We start from the raw sequence: 12889 nt of genomic DNA on the forward strand, positions 1-12889 counted from the left end.
CCTAGGTGTACCGAGCCATCAGGTTGGTGCCAGTCGGCTGATCGGGGGCTCCCCGCCGAGTGCGCTGTGGCGGCGTCGAGTGTTGTAGTGCTCCAGCCAGGGAGCAAGGGCGGCGGCGCGTTCGGCGTTGCTGGTGAAGGGCTGCCGGTAGGCCCACTCGGTGACCAGGGTGCGGTTGAGGCGTTCGACCTTGCCGTTCTGCCACGGGCAGTGCGGTCGGATGAACTTCTGGCGGGCCCCGAGCGCGGCGCAGACCTCGCGTAGGGAGTACTTGTAGGCCCAGGCGTTGTCGGTCATCACCCGCTCGATCCGGGTGATGCCGTGGGCGGTGAAGTAGGCCGCGGCCCGGGTCAGGAACGCCGCGCAGGTAGTGCCCTTCTCATCGGGCAGGATCTCGGAGTAGGCCAGCCGGGAGTGGTCATCGACCAGGGAGTGGACGTAGTCATAGCCGGGGCTGCGGTTCTCTGAGCGTTGGGCGCGGCTGCGGTCGGGGGTGACCGCGACGCGGCCGTGGGCCCGCCAGCCGCCGCCGTCGGGGATGCGCGCGAGCTTCTTCACGTCCATGTGCACCAGCTCGCCGGGCCGGGCCCGCTCGTAGCGGACCGCCGTCTGCTTCGAGAACCGGATCACCTCCCCGGTCATCGGGTCCAGCGCGGCCAGCCGGGGCTGCCCGTGGCGACGCAGCACACGGGACACCGTGCGGGCCGGCACGCCCAGCTCCGCCCCGATCCAGGCCGGGCCCCGGCGCTCGGCACCGCGCAGTTCGACGATGCGCTGCTCGGTCTCGGCCGTCGTGCGCCGCGGGCTGGTGTGCGGGCGGGACGACCGGTCGACCAGCCCGGCCTCGCCCTCGTCCTGGTAGCGGGTGATCCAGGTTCGCACGCATTTGCGGGAGAGCCCCATCGCCGCGGCGATGTGCGCCTTCGTCCACCCGTTCTGCCACCGCGCGACGATCAGTTTCCGGCCATGGAACGTGGTGCGGGCATTACCGTGGGACACGAGAACCTCCGGGCGGATGTGGGCCTTAGACAAGCCACACCCCACTCGGAGGTTCTCCTGCGTGCAACCCCGACCGCCGTCACCAACGTCCTGGCCGGGTACACCTAGGCCTGGGTGCGGGACCCGCCGGTGAGCTGACGTGCGGCGATGCGCCCGTCGGCCACGTAGTACAGCGTCGTCCCCGCGCCCAGCGGGGTGTCCCACGGGGGGCTGACCGCGAGCCCCTCGGGGCCGCGCACCGCCAGCACGGTGGCGCCGAAGGTCGCGCCGAAGTGGCGCTGGCACTCACCGAACGTGCCGTGCGGGAAGCCCGGGGGCACGGTCAGCGAGTACGTGTTGCGCCCCCCGTGGGTCATCAGCTCGCTGTAGACCTGCGTGATGCCCGGGTCGTTCGCCTCCTCGGTGAGCAGCGAGGGCATGTGCCACTGGACGGCCTGCACCCCGGCGCTGACGTAGCGCAGGGTGTCCCGCCGCTCCAGGTCGCGCAGCGCGGCGACGAGGTGCACACCCGGGTGGGCGTGCTCGACGGCGACCGCCACGGCGAGCGTCTCGTTGTCGTCGCGGACGTCGACGACCACCGTCCGGGCCTGGCGCACGCACGCCCGCCGCATGACGTCCTCGTGGGTGAGGTCGCCGCGGACGAAGTGCACCGCGGGTTCGTCGGGCATCGGGTTCTCCGAGACGTCCTCCCAGGCGCAGAGCGCGACCTGGGTGCGCCCCTCGGCGGTCAGCTCCGCGACGATCCGCTCGGTGCGCCCGGGCCAGTAGCCCAGCAGCACCACGTGGTCGGACAGCTCCAGGGGGACCACACCTCTCAGACGCCGGCCCCGCAGCGACTGCAGGGCCTCGGACAGCTGGGTGAACAGCAGGGTCAGGGTCACGATGCCGCCCACGATCACGTAGGCGCCGACCAGCCGGCCGGGGATCGAGCTCGGGAAGACGTCGCCGTAGCCCACGGTCGCGGCGGTGACCAGGAAGTACCACCAGTAGGTGCCCGGCGCGGTGATCGCGCTGCCACCGGGCTCCACCAGCGCCATGGCCAGCCAGCTGGACAGGAAGACGAACACCGCGACCGCCAGCGGCAGCCGCCAGCCGCTCAGGCGCAGCTTGACGAACCGGGCGAAGTGGACGAAGAACGGCAACGGAGCTCCAGGGGCGGGAACCGGGACGACGCAAGCTACCGCGACGCGCCCGGTGGCAGCACGGCCCGGACCACCCGCGCGGCCAGCTCGGCCAGCACCCGCGGGGCCTCGGCGAGGCAGCGCCGGACGTCGGGCTCGACCTCGGTCAGCGCGTGCCCGGCCACGAACCCCGCCGCCCGCAGCCGCTCCGGGGCCAGCCGCACCGCGCCGGCCAGCGCGAGGCAGGGCACCCCCGCCGCGGCCGCCCGGGCCGCGACCTCCGCCGGGGCCTTGCCGCGCAGCGTCTGCTCGTCGAGCGACCCCTCGCCGGTGATCGCCAGAGCGGCGCCGGTGAGCGCGGCGTCCAGCCCGACCAAGTCGCAGACGTAGCGGGCACCGGAACCGACGCCCCGGGCGATCGTGGCGGCCAGGCCGCCCGCCGTGCCCCCGGCCGCACCCATCGCCGGCCGGCCGAGCAGGTCGACACCGAGGTCACGCCGCACGACGGCGGCGAACCGGGTCAGCGCGCCGTCCAGCACCGCGATCTGCTCGGGCGTCGCCCCCTTCTGCGGGCCGAAGACGGCCGCGGCCCCCTCCGGCCCGGTCAGCGGGTTGTCGACGTCGACGCCGACGACCAGCTCCGTCCCGTGCAGCCGGGGGTCGCGCGCCCCGACGTCGATGCGGTCGAGCCGGGCCAGCCCCGCACCCCCGCGCGGCACCTCGCTCCCCTCGGCGTCGAGCAGCCGGACGCCGAGCGCCTGCAGCAGCCCCGCGCCGCCGTCGGTCGTCGCGCTGCCGCCGGCCCCGAGCACCACCCGCCGGGCCCCCGCGTCCAGCGCCGCACGGACGAGCTCGCCCACGCCGTACGTGGTCGCGGTGAGCGGCGCCGGGCGCTCCAGCAGCCCGAGCCCGGCCGCCGAGGCGAGCTCCAGCACCGCCGTCGTCCCGTCGACGGCGAACACGGCGTCGACCGGCCGGCCGTCCGGCCCGCTGACCCGGGCGGTGCGGGGCCGGTACCCGGCGCGGAGCGCGGCGGCCACCGTGCCCTCGCCGCCGTCGGCGACCGGGCGCAGCACCACCTCGGCGTCCGGGCGGGCCCGCAGCACGCCCTCGGCGACCGCCTCGGCGACGCGGTCGGCGGCGAGGCTCCCCTTGAACGAGTCGGGCGCGATGACGACGTGCACGCCGGGCAGCATGCCGCAGATCGCCGTACGTTCGAGGTCGTGACCGCCGACACCCCCGACTTCTACGCCATCGAGGACCTCCTCGAGCCCGCCGAGATCGAGCTCCGCGACCGGGTGCGCGCCTTCTGCGACGCAGAGGTCATCCCGCACATCAACGACTACTGGGAACGCGCCGACTTCCCGTTCGAGATGGCGAAGCAGCTGGCCGGGCTGGGCATCGTCGGCGGCACCATCGACGGCTACGGCTGCCCCGGGATGAGCAACGTCGCCGCAGGCCTGGTCGCGGCCGAGCTGGCCCGCGCCGACGGCAGCATCGGCACCTTCAACGGGGTGCACAGCTTCCTCGCGATGCAGTCGATCGCGGTCCTCGGGGACGAGGAGCAGCGGGAGCGCTGGCTGCCGGCGATGGCGCGGCTGGAGAAGATCGGCGCCTTCGGTCTCACCGAGCCCGCGCACGGCTCCGACGCCGTGGCGCTGGAGACCTCCGCCCGCCGCGACGGCGACGCCTACGTGCTCAACGGGCAGAAGAAGTGGATCGGCAACGGGTCGATCGCCGACTACGTGATCATCTGGGCCCGCGGCGAGGACGGGGCCGTCGGCGGCTATGTCGTCGAGAAAGGCAGCCCCGGCTACGAGGCCACGGTCATGACCGGCAAGACGGCGCTGCGGGCGGTGTGGCAGGCGGAGATCACGCTGACCGACGTCCGGGTGCCCGCGGAGAACAAGCTGGCCAACTGCCACTCGTTCAAGGACGTCTCGCAGATGCTGGACCGCACGCGCTACACCGTCGCCTGGCGGGCGCTGGGGCTGGCGACGGCGTCCTACGAGCTGGCGCTGGCCCACGCGCTGCGCCGCGAGCAGTTCGGCCAGCCGATCGCCGGCTTCCAGCTGGTGCAGGACAAGCTCGCCCGGATGCTCGCCGAGATCACCTCGATGCAGCTGATGTGCTGGCGGCTGTCCACGCTCGCCGACGCCGGCCGGATGACCGCGGCGATGGCGTCGCTGGCGAAGATGAACCACGCGGCGAAGGCCCGGGCGATCGTCGCCGACGCGCGGGACATCCTCGGCGGGGACGGGATCCTGCTGGACCACCACATCGCCCGGCACCACGCCGACATGGAGGCGATCTTCACCTTCGAGGGCACCGACTCGGTGCAGGCGCTGATCGTGGGCCGTGCGGTCACCGGGCTGTCGGCGATCAGCGGGCGCAAGCCCGACACGCGCTGAGCGGACCGGCCGGCTGCGGCCGGCCGGCCCGGGCGCGGTGCCCGGGGGTCAGCGGGCGGTGGTCAGCCGGCTGTCGACGGCGGTGAGGCGCGCGCACTCGGGGCAGCCGGTGCGGCCGACGCCGACGCGCGCCCACTTCTGCGTGCCCCAGATCTGGACGATGGCCCCGCAGACGGCCAGCTCGACCTCGCCGTCCAGCTCGGCCGGCGGGCGGTGCGCCTCCACGGCGTGCCACGGGTAGCTCTGCTCGGTCCGCTGCCCGCCCGACCAACGGTCGGGACGGGCGAATCCCACGGCGTACGTGTCCACGGGTCACACGTGCCCCGGATCACCGGAGCTCAATCCCCCTCGATCGGGCGAATGCGGCTCCGGGTCGGACGCACCCTCGCCACCCTGCGTCACCGCCCCACCCGGGGCGCCGGCGCCGACCGCCACACCTCCGGGGGACCGCGTCCCCGCGCTACCGTCGGAGGCTCGCGCGGGAGGTGCACGCAGATGGATCCGATCAGCCTGCTGGTGGGTGCGGGGCTGCTCGGCGCCGGCTTCCTGGCCGGGCGCCTCGGCCGGAACCGGGCCGGCGCCCCACCCCCGCCGGTGACGCCGCTGTGCGGCTGCGGCCACACGCTCAGCCAGCACGACACGGCGACCAACACCTGCTACGCCGAGCTGCGCCGCGACACCTACGACAAGCGCGGGCGCTGGTCGGGGCACAGCTGGGTGCCCTGCACCTGCCGCCAGTACGTGGGCCCGCGACCGGTCGACGAGGTGTTCGTCCCGCGGGTGCTGCCGCCGGCCGACTGAACGCGCCCCCGCGCGGGCATGCAGCCCGGGTGAGCACCTCGTCCGGGCGCCCCCGCCCCGCCCGCACCGACGACCTGCTGGCGCTGACCGAACCGGCCCGCGCGCTGGTCAGCGCGGGCGCGCTCGCCGTCGGCGCCCCGCTGCTGCGCCGGGCACCGCGGGGCGAGCCGCACCCGGTCGTCGTCCTGCCCGGCTGGCTCGCCTCCGACGTCTCCACCCGGACGCTGCGCGGCTGGCTGCGCCGCCTCGGCTACCCGGTGGTGGGCTGGGACCTCGGGCGCAACCACGGCCCCCGGCCCGAGGTGGTGGACGGCGTCCGCGACCTGGTGCGGCGGCTCGCCGACGAGCACGGCGGGCCGGTGAGCGTCGTCGGGCAGAGCCTGGGCGGCATCTTCGCCCGCCGGCTGGCCGAGCGCTCCCCGCGGCTGGTGCGCCAGGTCGTCTCCCTCGGCTCCCCCTTCGCCGCGGCGCCCGCCCGGCCCCGCCGCGCCGCCTCCGGCGCCGGCATGGTCGGCGAGTACCGGCGGCTGCGGGCGGTGGAGGACGTGCGCCCCGCCCCCGCGCTGCCGGTGCCGAGCACCTCGGTCTACTCGCGGTGGGACGGCGTCGTCGACTGGCGCAGCTGCCTGCAGCAGGAGGGGTCGACCAGCGAGAACGTCGCCGTGCACGCGAGCCACCTGGGCATGGGGGTGGACCCGGCCGTGCTGTGGGTCGTCGCAGACCGGCTGGCCCAGCCCCGGGGCGCCTGGCGGCCCTTCCGGCGGCCCGACCGGTTCGGGCTGCGGGCGCTCTTCCCGGAGGGATGACCGACCGACCGGGCGGGTCCGGGGGCACGGGACCCGCGACCGGTCGGGTGGCTCAGCCGCGCAGCAGTTCGCCGAAGCGGGCGCTGGTCTCCTCGATGGCCTGCTGCGCGGCCGGCGAGATGGTGCCCATGTCGAAGAAGCCGTGGATCATGCCGTCGTAGCGCCGGACGTCGACGGTCACGCCCGCGGCACGCAGCGCCTCGCCGTAGGCCTCCCCCTCGTCGCGCAGCGGGTCGTACTCGGCCGTGACCACCACCGCGGGCGGCAGACCGGCGAGGTCGGCACCGTGCAGCGGCGACAGGCGCGGGTCCAGCGCGTCGTCCCAGCCCTCGGCGTAGTGCCCGTAGAACCAGTCCATGGTGTCCTTCTCGAGGAAGTAGCCCTTGGCGTTCTCGATCCGGGACGGGTACTCCCCCTCGGCGTCGACCGCCGGGTAGATCAGGAACTGCGCCGCCAGCGACGTGCCGTCGGCGTGCAGGGCCTGGGCGACCACGGCGGAGAGGTTGCCGCCGGCGCTGTCCCCGGCGACGCCGAGCCGCTGGTCGCCGCCGAACTCGTCGAGGTGCGCGGCGATCCAGCGCGCCGCCGCCACGGCATCGTCCGCAGCCGCCGGGAAGGGGTGCTCCGGGGCCAGCCGGTAGTCGACGGCGACGACGACGGCGCCGCTGCCCCGGCAGACGTTGCGGGCCATGTTGTCGTGGGTGTCGAGGTCACCGATCACCCAGCCGCCGCCGTGGAAGAAGACGACGGTCGGGAAGGGTCCCTCGCCCTCCGGGCGGTAGACGCGGGCCTTCAGGTCCCCCACGGCGCCGGGCACGGTGCGGTCCTCGGTGGACCCCACCGGCACCAGCTGCTCGGGGGTGCGGGCGCCGTGGGTCAGCGCCAGGTACAGCGCCCGCCCGGCCGCGGGGGTGCCTTCGTACATCGGCGGCAGGCCGGCCTGCTCCATCATGGTCAGCATCGCGGCGATGTTCTGGTCGACGGGCACGTGGGCTCCTGATCTGTCGGAAGTGGGCGGTCAGCGGTAGGCGAGGGACTTGTCGTCGAGGTCGACGGCGGGCAGCGCCGTCCGTTCCTCCGCGTACTCCAGCAGGTGGGTCCAGGGCTCGCGGTCCCCCTGCTTGAACATGCGGTCCACCGAGCGCATGACGTAGCCGGAGTTGAAGTTCTCCGGATCGGCCCACGGCCGCAGCGGCATGTCCGCGTCCTCGGGGCGCAGCGTCGGCACGACCGTGGTGGCGCCGCGTTCGTCCATGTGCGCCAGCAGCCGGCAGACGAGCTCGCTGACCAGGTCGGCGCGCAGGGTCCAGCTGGCGCGGAAGTACCCGAACACGTAGGCCATGTTGGGCACGCCGCTGATCATCGTGCCGCGCCAGGTGACCCGGGAAGTGAAGTCGACCGGCTCGCCGTCCACGGTGAAGGCGACACCGCCGAAGAGGCACAGGTCGAACCCGGTCGCGGTCACGACGACGTCGGCCGCCAGCTCCTCGCCCGAGGAGGTGCGGATCCCCGTCTCGGTGAAGGTCTCGATCGTGTCGGTGACGACCGACGCCTTGCCTTCCCGGATCGCGGCGAACATGTCGCCGTCGGGCAGCAGGGCGAGGCGCTGCTGCCAGGGCCGGTAGGTCGGGCTGAAGTGCTTCGCGATGTCGAAGTCCTCGGGCAGGAGGGGACGCATCGCCTCGATGAGCATCTCGCGCAGCTCGTCGGGCGACTCGAACGACAGCCGGGTGATCTCGTCGCCCTCGGCAATGTAGGCCCGGCGGAGGATCTCGTGGGTCCAGTCGTCGGGCACGTCGAGCGCGCGCAGCGTCTCGGCCAGCTCGTGCGTGCGGGGGCGGGCGAAGAAGAAGGTCGGGGACCGCTGCAGCATCGTCACGTGCGCGGCCGTCTCGGCCATGGCCGGGACGATCGTCGCCGCGGTGGCGCCGGAGCCGATGACGACGACGCGCTTGCCGGCGTGGTCGAGGTCGTCGGGCCACTGCTGCGGATGCACGACCACCCCGCGGAAGCGGTCCAGCCCGGGCCACTCCGGCCGGTAGGGCTGCCCGTGGTCGTAGTAGCCCTGGCACATCCACAGGAAGTCGGTGGTGAGGGTGAGCTCCTCGCCGGTGTCCTCCCGGGCGACCTGCACGGTCCACCGCCGCTCGGCCGACGACCAGCTCGCGGTCGTCACCCGGTGCCGGTAGCGGATGCGCCCGGCGAGGTCGTCCTCGGCGATGACCTCGTCGAGGTAGGAGAGGATCTCCGCCGAGGTGGCGATCGAGGCGCCGCGCCACGGCTTGAACCGGTAGCCGAAGGTGAACAGGTCGCTGTCGGACCGGACCCCCGGGTAGCGGTGGGTCCACCAGGTGCCGCCCCGGTCATCGAGGGCGTCGAGGATCGCGAAGGACCGGTCGGGGAAGCGCTCCTTCAGGTGGTGCGCCGCCCCGATGCCGGAGATGCCGGCGCCGACGACGAGCACGTCGACGTGCTCGGTCGTGGGTGAGACGACTGGCTGCTCCAGCGTCGCGGTCATGACTGCTCCCCTCGCTCAGTGATCTGGCTCACTGGCGCGAACGTAGCCTCGGGGGCTCGGTGTGAGCCATGGCACAATCGGCCGCACCTTGATGAATTCGGCCAACTCCGCCCACGCCGCGGCCCGGGGCACGGGCAGCGCGGCGCTGCTGTGCGCGCTCGGCGAGGAGCACGGCCTCCCGCGGGGTCGGCTGCTCGCCGGGGCCGGCATCACCGAGGCGCAGCTGGCCGATCCGGGAGCGGAGATCAGCGCCGAGCAGGAGGTCCGGCTGGTGGCCGCGCTCGCCGCGGAGCTGCCCGAGGACGGCGGCCTGGCCGCCGGGGGCCGCTACCGGCTGGCCACCTACGGGATCTGGGGCTTCGCCCTGCTCTCCAGCCGCACCCTCCGCGCCGGGCACGAGGTCGCGATGCGCTTCCTCGACCTGACCTACGCGCTCACCCGGGTCAGCGCCGTCGAGGACGACGGCGAGCTCCACCTCTTCTTCGACGACCTCGACCTACCCGAGCCCGTGCGGCGGTTCGTCCTCCTGCGCGACGCCACGGCGGCGCTGCAGCTCTGGCGGGAGTCCCTCGGCCGGCCGGTCGTGCCCCGGCGGGTGGAGCTGCGGCTGCCCGCGCCGGTCGACCCCGCGCCCTTCGCGGCGGCGTTCGGCGTGCCGCCGGGGTTCGGGGCGCCGCGGTCGACCGTGGTCTTCGACGCCGCGCTGCTCGACCAGCCGCTCCCCCAGGCGGCGCCGCTGACCGCCGCCCTGTGCGAGGCGCAGTGCCGCGAGCTGCTCGAGCGGCGGGTGTCCCGCCGGGGCCTGAGCGGCCAGGTGCGCGACCTGCTGCTCCGCCACCCGCAGCAGATGCCCGGCCAGGAGGCGGTCGCCGCCGAGCTGCACATGAGCGTGCGCACCCTCCGCCGCCGCCTCGGCGAGGAGGGGACGAGCTTCCGCGCGGTCGTGGACCAGACCCGCCGGCACCTGGCCGAGGAGCTGCTGGTGACCGTGGGGCTCAGCGTCGAGGAGGTCGCCGAGCGCATCGGCTACTCCGAGGCCTCCGCCTTCGTGCACGCCTTCCGGCGCTGGACGGGCGCCAGCCCGCGGCGCTGGGCGCGCACCGCCGCCCGGGAGTGAGCCGGCCCGGTCAGGCCCACACCGTGCCGGCGGCGAGCACGACCAGGGCCGCGGTCGTCCCGGTCTCGACGACCGCGCCGAAGACGTCGCCGGTGACCCCGCCCAGCCGGCGGGCCGCGTGCGCGGTGAGCCCCGCGCCGGCCGCCAGCGCGACCAGCACCGCGGCGACGGCCCAGGCCGCGTCGGCCGCGGAGCCGCCCGCCAGCAGCCGCAGCCCGGCCGCGGCGGCGAGCAGCAGCAGCGTCGCCGTCCACCGCACCGCCGGCGAGCCGGCGCCGGCCACCAGCACGCCCAGCGCCGAGCCGGCCGCCGCCGGCCGCGCAGCCGCGTGCAGCACCGCCACCCGGCCGGCCGTCGTCGCCAGGACGACGCCCACCGGGCCGGCGGCCCGCGAGGAGTCCTCCAGCACCACCGACAGGGCCGCCACCTGCACCAGCAGCACGCAGACCAGCGCGGCGACCCCGAACGCGCCGACGTCCGGGCGCCGCATGAGGGCCAGCGCCTGCTCGGCCGGCCGGCCGCTGCCCAGGCCGTCGGCGAGGTCCGCGGTGCCGTCGAGGTGCAGCCCGCGGGTCAGCAGGGCGAGGGAGCCGATCACGAGCGCGGCGGCCAGCAGCGGCGCCCCCTCGCCGCTCCCCCGCCACACCGCCAGCGCCGGCACGGACGCCAGCGCACCGATCAGCGCGCCCACCAGCGGCAGCCAGCGCAGCACACCGGGGCCGGGGACGCGCGCGGACGCCGGGACCGGCAGCACGCTGAACACGCCGAGCGCGGCGAGCGGGCCCCCGCCCGTCACCGGAGCCGCTGCGGGAGGCCGGCGGTGAGCAGCCAGACGCGCTGCGAGGCGGCGGCGACGCGCGCGTTGAGGATGCCCAGTTCGTCGCGGTAGCGGCGGCCGGAGGCGGTCGCCGGCACGACGCCGGAGCCGACCTCGTTGCTCACCGCGATCACCCGGCGGCGGGTGCCCGCCCAGGCGGCGACGACGTCGTCGACGGCGGCGGAGAGGCACGCGTCGGCGCCCTCGGCCCCGGTCCAGACGCCGGAGTTGTCCATCACCCGGGCCAGCCAGGTGGAGAGGCAGTCCACCAGCAGCGGCGGGCCCGGCCGCCCGAGCACGCCGACCAGGTCGACGGTCTCGACCGTGCGCCAGGACGCCGGGCGGCGGTCGCGGTGCAGCGCCACGCGGTCGGCCCACTCGGGGTCACCTCCGTCGGCGGGCAGGCCGCAGGCGACGTACTCGACCCGCCGGGCGCGGGCCAGCAGCTGCTCGGCGTACCGGGACTTCCCCGAGCGCGCACCCCCGAGCACCAGTGCCCGGTGGGGCGGGCGGCCGATCACCGCACCCGCCCGGCGGTGCGCCGGGCGCGCACCGCGGTGAGCAGCAGCTGCGCGGCGAGCGCGGCGCCGACGCCCTCCCCCGCGCGCAGGCGGAGGTCGAGCAGCGGCTCGAGCCCGAGTTCGGTGAGGACGGCGGCGTGCCCGCGCTCGCGGCTGCGCTGGCCGGCGACCAGCGCGGTCTGCGCGGCCGGCTCCAGGCGCACCGCGACGGCGGCGGCCACCGAGGTGACCAGGCCGTCGAGGACCACCGGCGCGCCGGCCGCGGCGGCCCCGAGCGTGATGCCGGTGAGCACCGCGACCTCCGGCCCGCCGAGTGCGGCGAGGAGGGTCATCGGGTCGGCGGAGCCGTGCGCCTCCCTGACCCGGCCGACGGCGCCGCGGACGACGGTGCGCTTGCGGTCCAGCATCGCCGCGTCGGAGCCCGCGCCCAGCCCGACGGCGTCGTCGGGGTCGAGCCCGAGCAGCCCGCAGGCGAGCGCGGCGGCCACCGTGGTGTTGCCGATGCCGACCTCGCCCAGGCACACCAGCCCGGTGGCGGCGAGCTCCCGCCCGAGCTCCCGGCCCTCCGCCAGCAGGGTGGCAGCGGCCCCCGCGGTCAGGGCGTCGGCGGTGAGCAGGTCGCCCTGCGCGTCCGGGGAGACCGCGTGGTGGGCGTGCACCCGCAGCCCGGCCTGGCGGGCGGTCGACGCCCCGAGGGACTCCCCGGTGCGGGTCGCGGCCAGCACGTCGGCGGTGACCGACGCCGGGTACGCGGAGACGGCGTGCGCGCGGGCGACGGGGTGGTCGCCGGCGACGACCACCAGCGTTCCGGCGTCGGGCACCCCTCCGGGCAGGGCCAGCACGCGGTCGACGGCGCGGTCGAGCACCCCGAGGGACCCGGGCACGGCGAGCAGGTCGTCACCGGTGTCGCGCGCGGCGACCACCGCCTCGGGCCGCGGGCCGGCGAGGTGGCTGACCGGGGCGGCGGGGCTGTCGTCGGCCGGCCACCGCTCGCGCAGCACGACCTCGTCCAGGGCGGCCCGGTTCGACCAGCCCTGGCGCACCAGCCCGGGCTCCGGCGGGCGCTCGTCGGGCCAGCCCAGGCAGAGCCAGCCGAGGGTCTGCACCCCCTCGGGCAGGTGCAGCAGCGCGGCGAGGTCGGCCGGCTGGAAGAGGGTCACCCAGCCCATGCCCAGACCGGCCGCGCGGGCGGCCAGCCACATGTTTTGGATCGCGCAGGCGCAGCTCCAGAGGTCGGCGTCGGGGAAGGTCGCCCGGCCCAGCACCCCGGTGGCGTGGGTGCGGCGGTCGCAGGCGACGACGACGCCCAGCGGCGCCTCTCGGATGCCCTCGAGCTGCAGGTCCAGCAGCCGGGCGCGGCGGTCGGGGGTGAGCAGCTCGGCCTGGCGCAGCCGCTCGCGGTCGGCCAGCACGGCGGCGCGGTCGCGGGTGGCCTGCTCGGTGACGACGACGAAGCGCCACGGCTGCGAGTGGCCCACCGACGGCGCCCGGTGGCCGGCCTCCAGCACCGACCGCAGCAGCTCCGACGGCACCGGGTCGGGGCGGTAGCGGCGGATGTCGCGGCGCGCCCCGACGACCGCGTGCAGCGCCTCGACCGTGGCGGCGTCGAAGGCCCAGCCCGCGGGGTCGGCGGCCCGCTCGGCGGCGTGGGTCTGGTCACCGATCACCGGGACCGGCCGGGGCCAGGTCATGCCAACTCCTCCATCGGGTCTCCCGGGAACCCTCGCACGCCCGCACGTGCGCGCGGACCCCGGTTCCCCCGCAGGGGTGCCCGGTCA

At 75.8% G+C, this 12889-nt stretch carries 13 protein-coding genes; 4 read left to right on the forward strand and 9 right to left on the reverse strand.

Translation table 11 applies throughout. The annotated features are described in order from the left end of the window. Positions 1-18: 18 nt before the first annotated feature. The 3 genes from QOZ88_RS21590 to QOZ88_RS21600 form a co-directional block, all read right to left on the reverse strand. Entirely contained in the window at positions 19-999 is a 981-nt protein-coding gene (locus QOZ88_RS21590; protein ID WP_306000740.1) for an IS481 family transposase, read from the reverse strand. A 104-nt stretch (positions 1000-1103) separates the two neighbouring features. Then, positions 1104-2141 (reverse strand): ion channel, encoded by a 1038-nt coding sequence (locus QOZ88_RS21595; protein ID WP_306001750.1) that lies wholly within the window; start codon positions 2139-2141, stop codon positions 1104-1106. Positions 2142-2176: 35 nt separating this feature from the next. Next, positions 2177-3304: a glycerate kinase gene (locus tag QOZ88_RS21600; protein ID WP_306001751.1), complete on the reverse strand. Its 1128-nt coding sequence runs from the start codon at positions 3302-3304 to the stop codon at positions 2177-2179. Positions 3305-3343: 39 nt separating this feature from the next. Between QOZ88_RS21600 and QOZ88_RS21605 the strand changes: the two genes are divergently transcribed. Beyond that, entirely contained in the window at positions 3344-4531 is a 1188-nt protein-coding gene (locus QOZ88_RS21605; protein ID WP_306001752.1) for an acyl-CoA dehydrogenase family protein, read from the forward strand. A 48-nt stretch (positions 4532-4579) separates the two neighbouring features. On the opposite strand, the gene QOZ88_RS21610 is transcribed toward QOZ88_RS21605, so the two are convergent. Next, complete coding sequence (locus QOZ88_RS21610; protein WP_306001753.1) at positions 4580-4840, reverse strand: hypothetical protein; 261 nt, start codon at positions 4838-4840, stop codon at positions 4580-4582. A gap of 186 nt (positions 4841-5026) precedes the next feature. Between QOZ88_RS21610 and QOZ88_RS21615 the strand changes: the two genes are divergently transcribed. Further along, positions 5027-5332, forward strand: coding sequence for a hypothetical protein (locus QOZ88_RS21615; protein WP_306001754.1), 306 nt, complete (start codon positions 5027-5029; stop codon positions 5330-5332). Between the two features lie 29 nt (positions 5333-5361). Further along, a complete protein-coding gene (locus tag QOZ88_RS21620; RefSeq protein ID WP_306001755.1) occupies positions 5362-6138 on the forward strand; it encodes an esterase/lipase family protein in 777 nt (258 codons plus the stop codon). 52 nt (positions 6139-6190) lie between these two features. Here QOZ88_RS21620 and QOZ88_RS21625 read toward each other — a convergent pair whose 3' ends face one another. Beyond that, complete coding sequence (locus QOZ88_RS21625) at positions 6191-7126, reverse strand: alpha/beta hydrolase (RefSeq protein WP_306001756.1); 936 nt, start codon at positions 7124-7126, stop codon at positions 6191-6193. A gap of 30 nt (positions 7127-7156) precedes the next feature. Continuing rightward, the gene (locus QOZ88_RS21630) at positions 7157-8656 is read right to left on the reverse strand and encodes a flavin-containing monooxygenase (protein WP_306001757.1); all 1500 of its coding nucleotides are present in this window, start codon (positions 8654-8656) and stop codon (positions 7157-7159) included. Between the two features lie 91 nt (positions 8657-8747). Between QOZ88_RS21630 and QOZ88_RS21635 the strand changes: the two genes are divergently transcribed. Continuing rightward, the gene (locus tag QOZ88_RS21635; protein WP_306001758.1) at positions 8748-9773 is read left to right on the forward strand and encodes an AraC family transcriptional regulator; all 1026 of its coding nucleotides are present in this window, start codon (positions 8748-8750) and stop codon (positions 9771-9773) included. Between the two features lie 10 nt (positions 9774-9783). On the opposite strand, the gene QOZ88_RS21640 is transcribed toward QOZ88_RS21635, so the two are convergent. The 3 genes from QOZ88_RS21640 to bluB are packed head-to-tail and all read right to left on the reverse strand — an operon-like array spanning position 9784 to position 12802. After that, positions 9784-10569, reverse strand: coding sequence for an adenosylcobinamide-GDP ribazoletransferase (locus QOZ88_RS21640; RefSeq protein ID WP_306001759.1), 786 nt, complete (start codon positions 10567-10569; stop codon positions 9784-9786). Next, positions 10566-11111 carry a bifunctional adenosylcobinamide kinase/adenosylcobinamide-phosphate guanylyltransferase gene (locus QOZ88_RS21645; protein WP_306001760.1) on the reverse strand — a complete coding sequence of 182 codons (546 nt, stop codon included), beginning with the start codon at positions 11109-11111 and terminating at the stop codon, positions 10566-10568. The genes QOZ88_RS21640 and QOZ88_RS21645 overlap by 4 nt, the downstream gene beginning before the upstream one ends. Continuing rightward, positions 11108-12802 (reverse strand): 5,6-dimethylbenzimidazole synthase, encoded by a 1695-nt coding sequence (bluB, locus tag QOZ88_RS21650; protein ID WP_306001761.1) that lies wholly within the window; start codon positions 12800-12802, stop codon positions 11108-11110. The genes QOZ88_RS21645 and bluB overlap by 4 nt, the downstream gene beginning before the upstream one ends. Between the last annotated feature and the right edge of the window lie 87 nt (positions 12803-12889).

Origin of the sequence: Blastococcus carthaginiensis (assembly GCF_030731085.1) — a bacterium.
Taxonomy (GTDB): Bacteria; Actinomycetota; Actinomycetes; order Mycobacteriales; family Geodermatophilaceae; genus Blastococcus; species Blastococcus carthaginiensis.